This window comes from Paenibacillus sp. Y301 (genome assembly GCF_059445505.1).
Genome location: NZ_JCAIUL010000001.1, coordinates 26,238 through 42,273, shown reverse-complemented (window position 1 = coordinate 42,273; position 16,036 = coordinate 26,238). Strand labels below are relative to the sequence as shown.

General features: G+C 40.9%; 14 protein-coding genes and 1 other annotated feature. Of the genes, 3 read left to right on the top strand and 11 right to left on the bottom strand.

Going from position 1 to position 16,036, the window contains the following annotated elements; all coding sequences use genetic code 11:
* Positions 1-20: 20 nt before the first annotated feature.
* Positions 21-1,319 (bottom strand): stage II sporulation protein P, encoded by a 1,299-nt coding sequence (locus AC1D69_RS00210; RefSeq protein WP_495454151.1) that lies wholly within the window; start codon positions 1,317-1,319, stop codon positions 21-23.
* Positions 1,320-1,438: 119 nt separating this feature from the next.
* A complete protein-coding gene (gpr, locus tag AC1D69_RS00205) occupies positions 1,439-2,440 on the bottom strand; it encodes a GPR endopeptidase (RefSeq protein ID WP_495454150.1) in 1,002 nt (333 codons plus the stop codon).
* A 159-nt stretch (positions 2,441-2,599) separates the two neighbouring features.
* On the opposite strand from gpr, the gene rpsT reads away from it, so the two are divergent.
* Positions 2,600-2,872 (top strand): 30S ribosomal protein S20, encoded by a 273-nt coding sequence (gene rpsT / locus AC1D69_RS00200; protein ID WP_495454149.1) that lies wholly within the window; start codon positions 2,600-2,602, stop codon positions 2,870-2,872.
* 75 nt (positions 2,873-2,947) lie between these two features.
* On the opposite strand, the gene holA is transcribed toward rpsT, so the two are convergent.
* The 6 genes from holA to AC1D69_RS00170 form a co-directional block, all read right to left on the bottom strand.
* A complete protein-coding gene (gene holA, locus AC1D69_RS00195) occupies positions 2,948-3,967 on the bottom strand; it encodes a DNA polymerase III subunit delta (protein WP_495454148.1) in 1,020 nt (339 codons plus the stop codon).
* Between the two features lie 291 nt (positions 3,968-4,258).
* Positions 4,259-5,515: an anti-sigma factor family protein gene (locus AC1D69_RS00190; protein ID WP_495454147.1), complete on the bottom strand. Its 1,257-nt coding sequence runs from the start codon at positions 5,513-5,515 to the stop codon at positions 4,259-4,261.
* A complete protein-coding gene (locus AC1D69_RS00185) occupies positions 5,512-6,060 on the bottom strand; it encodes an RNA polymerase sigma factor (protein ID WP_495454146.1) in 549 nt (182 codons plus the stop codon). The genes AC1D69_RS00190 and AC1D69_RS00185 overlap by 4 nt, the downstream gene beginning before the upstream one ends.
* A 287-nt stretch (positions 6,061-6,347) precedes the next feature.
* The gene (locus AC1D69_RS00180; RefSeq protein WP_495454145.1) at positions 6,348-8,882 is read right to left on the bottom strand and encodes a DNA internalization-related competence protein ComEC/Rec2; all 2,535 of its coding nucleotides are present in this window, start codon (positions 8,880-8,882) and stop codon (positions 6,348-6,350) included.
* 143 nt (positions 8,883-9,025) lie between these two features.
* The gene (locus AC1D69_RS00175) at positions 9,026-9,544 is read right to left on the bottom strand and encodes a deoxycytidylate deaminase (RefSeq protein ID WP_495454714.1); all 519 of its coding nucleotides are present in this window, start codon (positions 9,542-9,544) and stop codon (positions 9,026-9,028) included.
* A 34-nt stretch (positions 9,545-9,578) separates the two neighbouring features.
* A complete protein-coding gene (locus tag AC1D69_RS00170; RefSeq protein WP_495454144.1) occupies positions 9,579-10,136 on the bottom strand; it encodes a ComEA family DNA-binding protein in 558 nt (185 codons plus the stop codon).
* Between the two features lie 181 nt (positions 10,137-10,317).
* Here AC1D69_RS00170 and comER point away from each other — a divergent pair, with 181 nt between their 5' ends.
* Positions 10,318-11,157 carry a late competence protein ComER gene (comER, locus tag AC1D69_RS00165; RefSeq protein ID WP_495454143.1) on the top strand — a complete coding sequence of 280 codons (840 nt, stop codon included), beginning with the start codon at positions 10,318-10,320 and terminating at the stop codon, positions 11,155-11,157.
* On the opposite strand, the gene leuS is transcribed toward comER, so the two are convergent.
* Positions 11,138-13,576, bottom strand: coding sequence for a leucine--tRNA ligase (leuS, locus tag AC1D69_RS00160; RefSeq protein ID WP_495454142.1), 2,439 nt, complete (start codon positions 13,574-13,576; stop codon positions 11,138-11,140). The genes comER and leuS overlap by 20 nt on opposite strands.
* Positions 13,577-13,686: 110 nt before the next feature.
* Positions 13,687-13,962 (bottom strand) — a binding site (T-box leader).
* A gap of 163 nt (positions 13,963-14,125) precedes the next feature.
* On the opposite strand from leuS, the gene AC1D69_RS00155 reads away from it, so the two are divergent.
* Positions 14,126-14,284, top strand: a complete 159-nt coding sequence (locus tag AC1D69_RS00155) for an asparagine synthase (RefSeq protein ID WP_068659360.1) — start codon at positions 14,126-14,128, stop codon at positions 14,282-14,284.
* A gap of 103 nt (positions 14,285-14,387) precedes the next feature.
* Here the strand turns inward: AC1D69_RS00155 and AC1D69_RS00150 are convergent, their stop codons facing one another.
* Positions 14,388-15,107 carry a 3-ketoacyl-ACP reductase gene (locus AC1D69_RS00150; protein WP_495454141.1) on the bottom strand — a complete coding sequence of 240 codons (720 nt, stop codon included), beginning with the start codon at positions 15,105-15,107 and terminating at the stop codon, positions 14,388-14,390.
* A gap of 128 nt (positions 15,108-15,235) precedes the next feature.
* Entirely contained in the window at positions 15,236-16,006 is a 771-nt protein-coding gene (locus AC1D69_RS00145; RefSeq protein WP_495454140.1) for a class I SAM-dependent DNA methyltransferase, read from the bottom strand.
* Between the last annotated feature and the right edge of the window lie 30 nt (positions 16,007-16,036).

The window sequence follows — 16,036 nt, the reverse complement described above, 5'->3', positions numbered from 1 at the left end:
CTTGGTCATCCAATCTATATTTATCCACCACTTTTAGTACTTATGCCAGATTTCACGGTACTCGCCTTCTTCGCCTTTTGATCTTCAAAATACACATCGGATACGATATCCGCTAACACACGAGCTGTACGCTGAAGCTCCTCCTTCGTACTATCCACTCCACCCATCTCAATCACCAGACTGTTTGGTGAAAGTGACTGATTATATTCTCCGTTACCTTGCTCTGCTGTTTTCGCCCATACCCCTCTTGATATACCTGGATATGACTTTTCTAAACGTGTATTTATAGCATTCGCATAGGCATCATTTTGCCGCCAGTTCTTATTCTCATGACCTATAATGAAGTACAATTGGGCATAACTCACACCATTTATTACAGTCGTTGTTTGCTTATGCCGCGCAGAATCACGATGTATGTCTAGTAAATAGGTTATTTTAGAATTTTGTGCAAGTACCTTTTTCACGGATTGACGGGAATATTTATATGAGAATTTATGACTATAGTCCTTTACATAAGATGGGAAATCATCTTGTAGATGTATCGCAGCAACCCCTTTTGCCTTCAATTCTGTGGAAATAAATTCCCCCACTTTCATCACATTTTTGGAAGGGACTGCTGAGTTCGGGTTACTACTAATCGTTCCTAGTAATGGATTAAAAGCTTCTCGAGGATGAGAATGATAGATTAGTACCTGACTGTCACTATTAACGGGTGTATTTTTAGTATTTCCGTTATCTACAGGACCTTTGTCAACATCATTAGGTTTCGTACTTGGCTCTGGCGTAACAGGGACCGAAGGTTCGATTGGTTCTATAGGTTCGATTATTCCTTCTTGGGATTTGGCACTAGCCACAACCTTAGCAGAATCAGGATGGTAATCTTCTGGGGCTATCATATCTTTATTCCCTGATGCACTACGGAGAAGGACAGGATCTTGACTATTCATTCCCGGTATCTCGCGTGCCAACAGGCTTTTAGGATCTTTTGGATTCACACTTGTTAGTAATTGGAACACAAATGTCGTCATTTTTTCACCAGATAGGGTTGATGAGGATTCTTTTCCACTACTTAAGTGGGGGATCTCCATTCCTAACATATCCTGAAAAAAGCCACTAGAAAGCGATGCTGCAAATCCCTTCATGGATGACACGGGCGATGAATTAAACTGTTTCTCAGCCATGCCTCCGATGCCTAACACCACGAAAAATACCATAGAACTTAACGTCAGCAGTAAAAAGGTGCGTCCCATCGTTAGAATAGACATCCATTTGACTCTCATTTCGTGTATATTCCAAATTTGAAACCATTTTCTTTTCATTTCTGATGTCCTCCTGAACTCTCTTATACTTCAAATCTATGAACTATAGAGATTCACTAGAACCAAAACACAAAAAAAAGAAGTTCCGATAGATTCCGGAACTTCTTAGTTATTTAAATTTAATGGGTATATGCTCCGACATTGGATGGATCAATAGCATCGTGTAGAGCAGCATTTAACCCCGATGCAACGATGTTCGCCATATCTTCAATAAACTCATCAATTTCCTTTGGCGTCACAATGAGATCATGACCAAGGGGTTCAAGCACTTCCTTAACTAACCCTAATCTCTCATTTTCAGGCATATCATCCAGCATCCCCATAATTTCCTTTGTATGATTTGTTTCTTGATCTAAATGTTTCTTCATCATATCAATGGCATTGTTCACAATAGTAGATGCATAACAAACGGTAGGTACACCGATTGCAATACAAGGTACCCCCAACACTTCCTTCGTTATTCCGCGCCGTTTATTACCAATACCAGAGCCCGGATGAATACCGATGTCAGCAATCTGGATCGTAGTATTTACTCGTTCCAAGGATCTCGATGCAAGAGCATCTACTGCAATAATCAAATCAGGCTTCGTACGATCCACAATCCCTTGTACAATTTCACTGGATTCAATTCCGGTGACACCTAGTACTCCAGGGGCTATGGCACTCAATTGTCGGTAGCCTGGAGCAACCTGGTCAGGTACCAATTCGAAATAATGCCGCGTAACTAATATATTTTCTACGACAAGTGGTCCAAGGGAATCGGGAGTTACATTCCAATTCCCAAGACCCACAACGAGTACTGACCTAGTCTTATTAATTCCTATTAGTGTTAGAAAGTCTTCAAATTCACGAGCAAAGGTTTCAGCAACTCTTTCTTGTAATCCAGTATCTCCACCCCGGAGTCCAGGTACTTCAATCGTTACATAATGCCCTTTCACGCGACCGATCATCTTCGATCCTTCATCATTAAGTACGTTTAATCGAGTAACCTTGATTCCATCCTGTTCGGAAATTTCTTCATCTACACCTGAAAGAGGTGCATTGTATTTTTTTTCAGCCATCTCTTTAGCATCTACTGCAAGATCTGTACGAACGGTATATTTTTGCAAATCTATTGTCATCCGAATTTGGCCTCCTTCTTCTTCTCACGATAGTGTGCGAGAGTAAGGGGAAGTTTATACAAAGCCTTTTAAGTATTGCTTTTTAGAGTGCCTCATGCTAAACTATTTTAAGTTGTGAATCATTTCGATCTATCGAATGTCTTTCAGGAGGTGAATGCAATGCCAAATATTAAATCCGCTATCAAACGCGTAAAAACGAACGACAAACGCCGTGCGCTCAACGCTTCCCAAAAATCCGCTCTACGTACAGCTGTTAAAACTGCTGACAATGCGCTGGCAAATAATGAAGTTGAAGCTGCAAATGCTGCCATTCAAACGGCTTCCCAAAAGCTGGATAAAGCTGTAACTAAAGGTTTAATCCACAAGAATGCGGCTGCTCGTAAGAAATCTCGCTTGGCGAAAAAACTTAACGCCCTTAATGCTCAAGCTTAAGATGCGCTATTCATACGACAAACGCAAAAGTCCTGAACAGCAACGCTGATCAGGACTTTTTAGCATTTTATTTTTTTAAAGTCCAAGTCGTAATAGGAACAGCTCTAACCCAAGCACTTTATCAATTCGCCCCGTCTTCATATGGTAGTCTAAATCAGCCAGTCGATTCAGTATTCCCCTAAGATTATCTGAGTTGAACTTCCGCGCTTGTTCCCCCGCTATTTTAACTGCATAAGGATGAAGTCCCAATTGTGAAGCGATTTGTTGCTGGGAGTAACTTTGGCTCGCCAATTCCTTCACTTGTAGCATGATCCGAAATTGTCTTGTAATCAGTGCCGCTATCTTAATCGGCTCCTCACGTTGCTTAAGAAGCTCATAAAAGATACCCAATGCATGTTCTAATCTCAGGTTCGCAATATCCTCAATAAGAGCAAAGACGTTCTGCTCCGTACTCCTAGCTACTAACTGCTCCACCGTATCGCAGTCTATCGTTCCACCGTTACCCGCATATAAACATAGCTTATCGAGCTCAGCAGTTAATGTCTGAAGTTGTGTACCCGCATTTTTAATAAGAGCCTCTGCTGTCCCTGGTGCTAACATACAGCCTCTCTGCTTCGTCTCCTTAGCTACCCAACTAAGTAATTCCTCTCCACCCATTGGAGTGAAGGCAAGGACTACCCCAGCAGATTTTAACGCTTTGACTACTTTCTTCCGTTCATCTAACTTCTCATGGTGTACCAGAAATATAAGGATGCTGTATTCAGCCGGATTCTTCATATATTCCAAAAGTACTTCTATACGATGCTCAATCTTCCCGTTTTCTTTGCCTGCCGTAAAGACAGAAGCATCACGAACAAAGATTAACTTACGTGGTACCATAAAAGGCACGGTTTCTGCTTCTTCAATGACAACCTGTAATGGAGTATCTCCTAAATCATAGTTCACAATCGCAAAATCGCGATCTTCCTTTTGAAGCAATTGCTCCTCTAACAAGGTAGTAAACTTTTTTATTTGGTACTTCTCCGATCCATATAGCAGGTACACAGGAGATACGTCTCCATGTTTTATCGCTTTTGTTGCTGTTTTAATATCCATGGTAGCTCCCTCTCTTATACTTCTACGCATAACCCCTTTTATGATTCTACCAAAAAAAAGACTTTCCAACCAGAACAAAGGAACCCCGAGCTTTCGCCCAAGATTCCTTGTTCCAGCACATCTATATAAACACCGACAACAAAAAGCTCTAGAAACTTTTCTGCCAGTGGTCATAATGACTAGGACTTTCACATTTATATGGATGGCTGATTATCTGAGTGATTCTGCGAATTGTTCCATAACACAACATATTCCACAGCTACACAAACGGTGCATCATTTCTAACGAATATTAAGGTGTAGGAGCTTCCGGCACATAATTATAGGTGTGATCAGTTACTTTATCATCCACGGATGTCTGATACGTAAATACTTTGCCATCTGAAGACCATCCTCCAGTCACCCAAGTACCCACTATTTTAATACTCTGAATAACTGACTTTTCAACTTCCCCTTCAATGGGTAATTGATATATAACTAGCTTCTCATTTTCAAGAACTGCAGTCACTTTTCCATCCGGCGAATCCCATAACTGGGGTGTCACTGTTGCACTAAATGAAGTGATCCCCGACATAATGTTATCTTTAGTTGGAATCGGATCAATCCCATCTGTTATCTTCTTAGAGCTATCCTCCTTAGGTGGGTCAACGTTCACTTTACTCATTGGAGCATCCTCTGGGTTCGACTCTGCTATTTGCGAGGTATCTGCTATTTGCGAGGTATCCGCTACTCGTGAGGTATCTGCTACTCTTGTGGTATCTGCTCCACTAGCTTTAGCTTTATCTTCTCCAACTTTAGCTGATGGATTAGAATTCTCTAACGCCTGCTGACTTGGATCATCCACCTTCACTGAACTTGAATCTGGAACCTCTGCAACAGTAGATGGTGAAATTGGTTCTATGGATTCTGTAGGTGCTTCTAATTCATTTCCTTGTGTTGAATTTGAATCTGGCGTGTTCTTATCCTGATTAGATATACCCTCAGGTTCTGACGATCCTGTATCCTCCACAGTATCATAAGAAGTTGGCGCTACACCCTTTACATTATTAGATGCATTCTTCGTAACTTTATCATTCGTTACATCTCCAGTATCAGTACTTGTAGTAGCTTCCTCTTTGTACTGAATCTCGGCTTCCGATACCTCTTCCGGAGAATAGGTAAAGATAGCTACACCTATGATCCCCACGGCTGCGACGGCTCCGATCATTGTTCTAGCAGCCGTACTTGAAAGGAACCGTTTCCTAGGGTCGCTTGCACGTGGTAATGGTACTGGGACCATTTCATCAGCCGAACGTTCCTGAGCGGCACTCTTCTCAAGACGTGCACGATCTATAGCATCTAGCTGAGGCATAATAGCATCTACCAAGCTATACCTAGGTATAACATGAGGAAGCTCTTCTAATTCATGGGACAACGACTTTAAGATACGAAAGGTTTCTGAACATTGTGAACAATGCGTTATATGTTCCATCATTTCAGAGGTATTCACTTCATTAAGGTCGTTATCTAAATAACGGTGCATCCATTCCACCACCTCTGGACATTTCATCCTGACACACCTCCTTTCTGATACTCTTGTAGCATAGTCTGTAATTGCTGTCTTGCCCTAAAAAGATATGATTTAACCGTATTCAGAGGCAAACTCAAACATTCAGCGATTTCGTTGTATGAGAAATCCTGTATATACCTTAATACAATAACGGTCTTATGATGTTCCGGCAGTTGATTAATCGCATCCTGAATATCTTGTGCCATATAAGATGACAGAACAAGTTGCTCAACATCCTGTTTATCTTGAAAACCAAAATCATGCTCATCCATCGATACAGTTGGCTTATTACGCCGAAATTTATCAATACATATATTAGTAACAATCCGTTGAACCCATGTCTTGAACTTCGCCTTCTCCTCATAAGAGTCAATTCGAGTGTAAATACGAATTAATGATTCCTGAGCAGCATCCAGCGCATCCTGTTCATTGTTCAGAATATAAAAGGCTGTACGATATACGTGTTGTTCAATATCTCGTAATAGGGTAATTAGAGCGTCGCGATCGCCCGATTGAGCCGCTCTAATGAGTCCGAGCTCTACCACAAAGGATCCCCCTCTCCCTGCAATCTTATTGACGTGTAAGACCATCAAATTGTTGCAAATTGTAACCATTTTTTAAAAAGTATTTCATAGTATTATGTACCAAAAATATACATGATCTAATCACACAAAACTCAACCTCCCTAACCCAATGGAGATTGATGATGAAAAGTTCTATAAAAACTCTCTCTATGGGAATCTTACAAGAGTACGCGATGAAGTTCAAGTCCCCTGCCTATATTGATAGAACCAAAGAAGCACCTTCCATGCAAAAATTTAGTTCAATCCATCTATTTTAGCTTATTCCTGACCCACACCTTTTTATGATGAAGCTTCATTTGTATCTCTCCTTGTTGGTCCGTTCTAAATATGCCTAAGCCCTGATCTATAATTCGGTTAACCACATCAGGATGAGGATGGCCATATGAATTATTTACGCCTGCAGATATAACAGCAACTGTAGCTTTCACACGTGCCAGCCATTCTTTAGACGTTGATGTCTTGCTTCCGTGGTGTGCAATCTTTATAATATCTATACCTTTAGAGACCCTTGTTGAATTCGTTGCGTCTTCTAAAATATATTCCTCACTAGCCACATCCATATCCCCTGTTAATAAAACACGTACATCATTCATCTCAACTATAAACACTAGGGAGGAATGATTCTGTTCCTCTACAATAGGCAACTTTATCTGTTCATCTTGTGTCATAGTTGGAGCTAAGAAGATCATGTTTGTAAATGAATCGGGGTGCATCTCCATATCATCATGAACAGCATATATTGGAATATTTTTGGCTATAGCCGTTGATAATAATTTCTCTAATGTCGCCGTTCCTGTTAATGTTCCATTAAATAACAATGCCCGAACTGGGATCTGATCTAACACGGCTTGCAATCCACCAACATGGTCTTGATCACCATGCGTAAGTATCACAGCATCTAGATGATGAATACCACGCTTTTTCAACAAAGGCACTAACACTTTTGCTCCTACTTCAAAAGGTTCCTTACGCATCTTCCACTGGTCGTTCTGCTTGCTGAAATTCAGTGTCCCACCGCCATCCACAAGAATATTCTTACCTTCAGGAGTCGTTAATAGAATGCTATCCCCTTGTCCAACATCTAGAAATTGTACCAATCCAGCACCCTTCAATGACTGTGGTCGATACCCTATAACCAGTAAGATAATAAACGAAATCATCAGTGGAGCTACCATAAATTGCTTCCAAGAAAGCTTATTGGCCTCACCCTCTAATGGGCTTTTTTTCAAAAAAGACACTTCTAATGGAACGGTATCGTCAGTATTGATGGGTAACGGTTGCACGTGATCGACCCATATATTACCTAATTTCAGGAGTACGTATACCAAAATATAGTAGGTAACTATCCATAATAGAGAAGGTGATCGCCATATAGTTATAAAAGCTGGATAATTATTCATCCATTCGATCACCGTAAAGGTAATGTTATCAAGACACTCCGTAATCCATGCTATGCATCGACCCAGAGGCAACCATATAGAACCTAATGCTAATGAAATCATCCCTAGTGGCATAACTAGCATGGAGATTAAAGGAACCAGTAAAAAGTTAGCCACTAAAGAGAGCAATGAGAATTGATTGAAATAATAGATCGTTAGTGGAAATGACGTCAATTGAGCAATAACGGTCACACCTAATGCACCTGATAGTTTACGGGGCAATCGTCCCAATAATGGCATGGTTAAGGGTACATATACGATTAGGCCTACAGTAACGATAAAAGAAAGCTGAAAACTTACATTTACTAATAAATAAGGATCCCATACCAGCATCATGAGAGCTGCAGCACTAATAATATGAAGTCCATCCTTTAATAACCCTTGTCTTGCTGCATAAAGTGTAATCATACTCATGATTCCGGAGCGAACAACCGAGGGGCTAAATCCGGTCAAAAGAACATAACAAGGGACTAGCAGAATAACAATCGTAAGTTTCGTCTCACGAGAAAGTCTGAACACCTTAAGTAAGATCATCATACATGCTACAAAAACAGCTACATGGGAGCCCGATACTGCCAATATATGTGTCAATCCAAGTTGAGAGAATTCGCTATACGTATCAGGATCTACATCATCTTGCATTCCGATAATCAGACCCTTCATGTATCCAGCATGAGGTTCTTGAAATATTTGTTCAATCTTGGATGCCATCTTCTCTCTCAGTCTATCATTCACACGAAATAGAGAGATTCTATTCCATGAAGTAGGAGGTACGACTACCGTATTCTCAAGTCCTGTGACCTTCATGACCCAATGAATTTCTTTCGTACGCAAATAGTTTCGATAGTCGAAACCACCAAAATTGCGAGCACTTGCCGGAATCTCAAGAGTACCACTTAGCTTAACCATGTCTCCACGTTGCCATTTCTCAGCCTCTCGTTGCTGATCCTTTGTCTGTAACTTCACTTGCACAATCACCTTCTCAGATACAGAATGTGAATTCAATCCAGAGAGTGACACATTCATATCTGCTCGATTTCCATCTACATTCACCGTGGTTACAACCATACCTTCTACATCTACAGTAAGCCCTGTAAGCTTAGCTATGTCTTGATTCACAGCTTGAGGTAACGAAGTAACATTAGCGTGATCATGCCACTCCCAGTATCCACATGAAACCGTGAGTGCTAGCCACAACACCATAATCGTTACCCGTCTTATTTTCATAAATATCAAAGCTACTAGAAGTGCAACCGATATCCCAACCATTAATAAACCTAACGCAATGCCTGAGTATAGACATGCTGTACTGCTTCCAATAACCCAACAGAGAGTAAATAACAACAGTGGCCTACCTTGCATTCGTTATCACGATCCCTTTTATATAGAATAAAAAGAACCTCTCTTGCGACTAACTCGCAAAAGAGGTTCTTCCTCTATCAAACTTCACTATAAGATTGAAAAGTCCTACAGGTTACATTATTTAGTTAGTTCGAAACGGACGTTAATGTGTCTTTCGGTGGTTCATAAGATTGTAAGTGGCGAAAATTAATACCTTTACTATTCATCATCTCTGTCACTTTGTCGGTATCTTTAGGATAGGATCTATGAAATACAATTTCTACAATTCCGCTATTCGCCAACATATTCGCACATGTCCAACACGGTTCGTCTGTTACATATACGGTACTTCCTTCTCGATCAATCCGGTCTGTGAAAAGCAGTAAATTCTGTTCCGCATGAATGGTGCGGATGCAGCGTTGCTTCGTAACCATCTGTTGTTCTCCATTTACTTCAATCAAGGATACTTCCTCTGTAATCATACAGCCCGCTTCTGAACAATCAGGCATCCCCATTGGAGCACCATTATAAGCTGTGCCGAGTAGCTTCTTACCTTGCACAAGTAAAGCTCCTACATGTCGGCGAGCACAACGAGAACGGGTAGATACCATGTATGCAATGTCCATGAAATACGTGTCCCAGTCTTTTCGTGTATCTATCATGATATTCTCCTCCCCTCTATATTTCTTTATTATAATCCTATAATGCTACATATGGCGCTATTTTCTCCATCATTTTCGTTCCAATCCCTTTCACATGATTAAGATCGGCTACTTTTTGAAAGGGACCATTCTGTGTACGATAATCTATGATAGCCTGTGCCTTTTTCTCTCCAATCCCCGGAAGTTCCATTAAATCTTTGGCATCCGCGGTGTTCACGTTTATTTTATGAATATTCGATTGATCTGCTGAAGTTTCCTTAGAGTCCGTCTTTGCGTCAACTTTAACTTGCTCTCCGTTCTGTTCGACAATCGTCGTCGCCGATTTATTCTCCGCAACGGGCGGATTTACCTCATTAACATTGTTCTTCGACACAGAAGCCTTCGAATCCGTAGTTGAACTCAACACTGTCTTTGTGGGCGCTACTTGTTCCTCTTGTTTTGGATCAGAAGAAGATATCTCTTCTCCTAACGCTTGTGCTACTTGTAAATTTAATGGTTCCCAATCCTCAATTTCTTCGCTACCCCCTAGACCGGATAAAAGAATACACCCACTGCCTAACAGAGCAATCATAATACCTACCCCTTTACGTTTCACTACACTACACCTCTATCACATTGGAATGAATAGAATCACGAAATTTGACTGCAACATCTTAATACAAATAAATATAATTACTTGTCTAATCTGTAAATTCGTCATGTTGTAAAGGTTCTAATGCATATGTTAAGAAGAAGGACTATGTGATTACCGTAATTATGAAAGGAGGGAATATCCCATGAGGATTGGACTAATTGGAACCGGAAGTATGGGAAGCCTCTTAATCGACGCTTTCATCAATTTTGGTGCAATAGAGCCTCAGCAGTTATTTATAAGTAATCGATCTATAGAAAAGCCACTATTACTCTCTGAACGCCACAAGGGTCTAAATGTGTGCAGCAACAACATCGAGACAGTAACCAATTGTGACGTGTTATTCGTTTGTGTCAAACCTCTTCAATTCGTTAGTTTAATTCAAGAAATTAAGGATCATGTTCGAAATGACCAAATATTCGTGTCGATCACTAGTCCTGTACAGTTACAGCATTTAGAGGAGCATCTTCCCTGTAAGATTGCTAAGGTGATTCCAAGTGTAACTCATAAGGTAGGAAGTGGTGCTTCATTAGTTATGTATGGTAGCCGAATTCAAGAGAAAGATAAGCAACTCCTGCATAATCTACTCTCTTTCATCAGCAAGCCGATAGAAATAAAAGAATCGCAGGCACGCATTAACTCTGACTTCACAAGTTGCGGGCCTGCTTTTATGAGTTTCTTCTTAGTAAAATGGATCCATGCTGCTGTGGAAATGACAGGCATTTCCCAAGAGGAAATAACCTGTCTTGCAAGTGAGATGATGATGGGTACGGGCAAGCTGTTAACCCAAGGAGGGTTAACCCCTCTACAACTTCAAGAACTGGTAGCCGTTCCTGGTGGTATTACCGCCCAAGCCTTATCTCAATTAGACCGCAGCTTAGATGGTATATTTCACAATCTTATTACCACAACTCACAATAAATATGATGAAGATGTAGATAAGCTAAATGAATATTTCAGTGAAATTAACCGACCACAATATTAACTAATTTACCTGGAACAGCAATCATTTTACGAATACTTTTACCCGCAATAGCTTGCTGAACACTAGGAAGAGCCAAAGCATACTCTTGCATGGCATCTTTATCCATATCCTTCGCAATCATGGTACGCTCTACAATCTTACCATTCACTTGTACGACGATCTCAATCTCTGAATCCACTGTCCAAGATTCATCATATGTTGGCCATTCAGCATACGTGATGCTGTCTTCATGCCCAAGGCGCTGCCACAATTCCTCGGAAATGTGCGGTGCCAGTGGTGACAGAAGTTGTACAAAGTTCTCCACAGCGACACGTGGCAACTCTTCAACCTTGTATGCTTCATTTACGAAGATCATCATCTGACTAATCGCTGTATTAAAGCGTAAGTTCTCCAAATCTTCCGTTACCTTTTTAATACTCTTATGCCAAGTACGTTTAAATTCATCACTGCCTTCACCATCGACAATTTTACTATTTAAAGTGCCTTCGTCATTGATGATTAAACGCCATACACGAGAAAGGAAACGATGGCTTCCTTCTACACCATTCATACTCCAAGGCTTAGTCGCTTCTAGTGGTCCCATGAACATTTCGTATATACGAAGTGTGTCCGCACCGTGACTTTGGACAATTTCATCTGGATTAACGACATTACCACGCGATTTACTCATCTTCTCATTGTTAGTACCTAGAATCATCCCTTGATTCACAAGTTTATGGAATGGTTCTTTCGTATCTACGATGCCAAGATCGTATAACACCTTATGCCAGAAACGTGCATATAACAAGTGAAGTACAGCATGTTCTGCACCACCGATATACAAATCTACTGGAAGCCATTGTTGTTGCTTATCCTTAGAACATAACTCTTTATCATTGTGTGGATCAATAAAGCGTAAGTAATACCAGCAACTACCTGCCCATTGAGGCATGGTATTGGTCTCACGACGAGCCTTCATTCCCGTCTCAGGATCGATTGTTTCCACCCATTCAAGAACGTTAGCTAATGGTGATTCTCCTGTGCCAGATGGCTTGATATGTTCAACGTCAGGTAGAACGAGTGGTAATTGGTCCTCAGGAACCGTCTTCATTGTCCCATCTTCTAGATGAAGGATTGGAATAGGCTCTCCCCAGTATCTTTGACGACTAAATAACCAGTCACGCAAACGATAGGTGATTTTACCTTGACCTTTGCCATTCCCTTCTAGCCAAGTGATCATCTTCGCCATAGCATCGACATTGTTTAGACCGTTAAGCCAATCGGAATTGACATGTTCACCGTCACCGCTGTATGCTTCTTCCTCAACATTACCGCCTTTAATCACTTCCACGATGTCGATCCCAAATTGTTTGGCAAATTCCCAGTCACGTGAATCATGTCCTGGTACGGCCATAATAGCTCCCGTACCATATCCAGCAAGAACATAATCTGCAACCCAGATTGGCATAGTAGCGCCATTTACTGGGTTAACAGCATAAGCCCCTGTGAATACCCCTGATTTGTCTTTAGCCAAATCTGTACGTTCAAGATCACTTTTGTGTGAAGCTTGGATCTTATAAGCTTCTACAGCTGCCTTTTGTTCTTCTGTCGTAATTTGATCTACTAACTCTTGTTCTGGAGCTAGAACGCAATACGTTGCACCGAACAACGTGTCTGGACGAGTTGTAAATACCACGAGTTGCTTTTCGTGACCTTGAATATCAAATGTCACTTCAGCCCCTTTGGATTTACCAATCCAGTTACGTTGCATATCTTTGATACTCTCAGCCCAATCCAATTCCTCTAGATCGTCCAACAAGCGATCTGCATATTCCGTAATCTTCAACATCCACTGTCTCATTGGTTTGCGGACAACAGGATGGCTTCCACGTTCACTTAATCCATCAATGACTTCTTCATTCGCAAGTACAGTACCCAATGCTTCACACCAATTGACTGGCACTTCAGCTACATAAGCAAGTCCTTTATTATACAACTGTATAAATATCCACTGTGTCCATTTATAATATTCAGGATCTGTCGTACTGATCTCTCTATCCCAATCATATGAGAAACCTAGAGATTTGATCTGACGGCGGAAAGTATTAATATTCTGAACTGTGAATCCCTTTGGATGTTCTCCTGTGTCAATAGCATGTTGCTCCGCTGGTAGACCAAATGCATCCCATCCCATAGGATGAAGCACATTGTATCCACGCATACGTTTATAACGAGAGACAATATCCGTCGCTGTATAACCTTCAGGATGGCCTACATGAAGACCTGCACCCGAAGGGTATGGGAACATATCCAAAGCATAGAACTTCGGTTTAGCTGGATCTTCCCCTGTTTTAAATGTGTTATGCTCTTCCCAATATTGTTGCCATTTCGGCTCAATCGCTTGTGGTTGATAACCTTGACCTTGTTGCTGTTCACTCATGATTATTTGTCCTCCTTCAAAATTCGTGCAGTGTAATATGTAATTTGTCTGAAAAGCAGACCTCTTACATTTGCCCATCAAAAAAACCTCTTCATCCTTAGCGTTTGATCGCTAGGGACGAGAGGTCTGAATTCCCGTGGTACCACCCTAGTTAGTGGAATACATTCTTTGTTCTCCACTCACTTTGAACCCTTAACGCGGGCAAGACGACGATATTTTAGATATAGAAACTCTTGACGATCTACATCGTAGAACGTTTAAGCTCTTCCATAATCATATCATGACTCCAAGGTAAGTTCGTTTCGGATCATCAACCGGCTTCCAGCAAACCACCGGCTCTCTGAGTGATATTTCTCGAAATTAATACTCCTCATCAACGTTTAAAATATGCATTTTGATGAACCATATTATACAGAATTAAGGAAGATAAGTCAACAAATGACCCTCGACAAATATATAGGTTACTGATCATGTCTCAAGCGTATAGTTCATTATATTTTGACAAAGACTACTATACGTCTTTCCAAACCAATCTAAGGGAGTGTTCATATGCGCGAAGGGATGATTCCTACTGTTCTTGGAACTGTTGTATCAGCATCTGGTGCTGCGTTACTTGGAAGTAAGTATAAGCTTGCTGCGTATGGCGTACTAGGCTTCGGTCTAGCACATATTATCCTTGGAAGTATTGACCTTGTAGAACATCGTTAAATTGGAGAGACAATAAGGACATTAGATCTGATCTCATGCTCCTTAGTAACACACGCAAAAGCAAGCCTTGGATCAAAGGATCCAAGGCTTGTTTGATGATCCATTATTGCGGATTTGTTGTCCAAAGTCCAGCCGTTTTTACAAACACGCGCTGTGGAAGTTTCAGGGTAGCCAGAGCTAACTCTGCCACATCCTCAGGTTGCATCATGCGATCTTCATCACCTATTTTTAAGCCCGCATTCTTAGCAAGATCTGTATTCACTGTACTTGGAGTCAGTGCAACAACACGAATGTTGAATTTGCGAACTTCTTGCAGAACGGATTCCGTTAATCCTAATACCGCGAACTTAGAAGCACAATACGCTGAACCTGTTGCAAATCCTTTCTCACCTGCAGTGGATGAGATATTAATAATGTTACCACTATTCTGTTCTACCATCGTAGGAAGTACCGCACGAGTTACATAATAAGTTCCCATTAGGTTAACGCGCATCATTCTCTCCCATACTTCAGGATCCATCTCTAACAATGTTCCGAATTCTGCAAATCCAGCATTATTAATCAGAATATCAATTGAACCTAGTTGTTCTTTTAAACTGTCCACTGCTTTGTCCACTTCATCCTTTACAGAAACATCCGCTGTAGCAATACTAACCTTGACGCCATAAGTTTCAGTCAAAGTGTTACGAAGTCCTTCTAGATCTGACGTTGTTCTAGCGATTAGCCCTAGATTAACACCTTCTTTAGCAAGGGTTGTAGCTATAGCTAGACCAATTCCTTTTCCTGCTCCAGTAATAATGGCTGTACTATTCTTCAATTCCATTTCATTCACTCCTTCATATGTGTTATATCGATAGTCTTCAATCAAACTCACTTCTCAAGTATATACTAAAAAGGATCTATATTAAAAAAATGAAGCCCTGATATCTATCCAAGGCTTCATACACATACTTATTTGATCGCAACATAGAATAATCTCTGCGCATCATCTTCAGCTTCGACCCATTCAAAGTCAGCGTATATTTTGATATCACGGAATCCAGCTTTGGTAAGCTCCACTCTCATCCACTCTGGATCGTAAGCCCGCTGAACATGAATCTCATCGAAACGTCGATACTGATCGCTACCTTGTTCATCACGTACGAAAATTCGCAAATGATGTTCAATAGCATAGCTCTGTACATCCAAATCGCAAGTCCAAATATATGAAACTGAACGTTCATCCAGCACAAATGGTTGTTCATCATCGTAACGTTTCATCGTGTTGGGGTGGTGTACATCAAAAAGAAATGATCCACCTGGTTTTAGACCCTCATATGTACGTGCAAACATAGATATGACATCCGCTTCCTCAACGAGATAATTAATACAATCACAAAAAGATATCACAGAATCCACTGGTTCTGGCAGTTCCCACTCTTTCATATCCTGGTTTACCCAACGTATACTACCTTCACGATAAAGGCGGCTACCTTGTGGAGTCATATCCATTTTGCCACGTGCAACGGATAACATATCTGATGAAAGATCTATACCTGTTACTTCAAATCCAGAATTCACTAGTGGTATGGTGATGCTACCCGTTCCACAGCCAAGCTCAGCTACAGTATGAGGCATCCCATGTTTCTCCCAAGCTGTTCGCGCAAAACGTATCCAGTCAGGGTATGGCATGTCTTCCATTAACTCATCGTAGACATATGCAAATTTCCGGTAGGATGACATGATGACACCACACTTTCTTTGGAATACTAT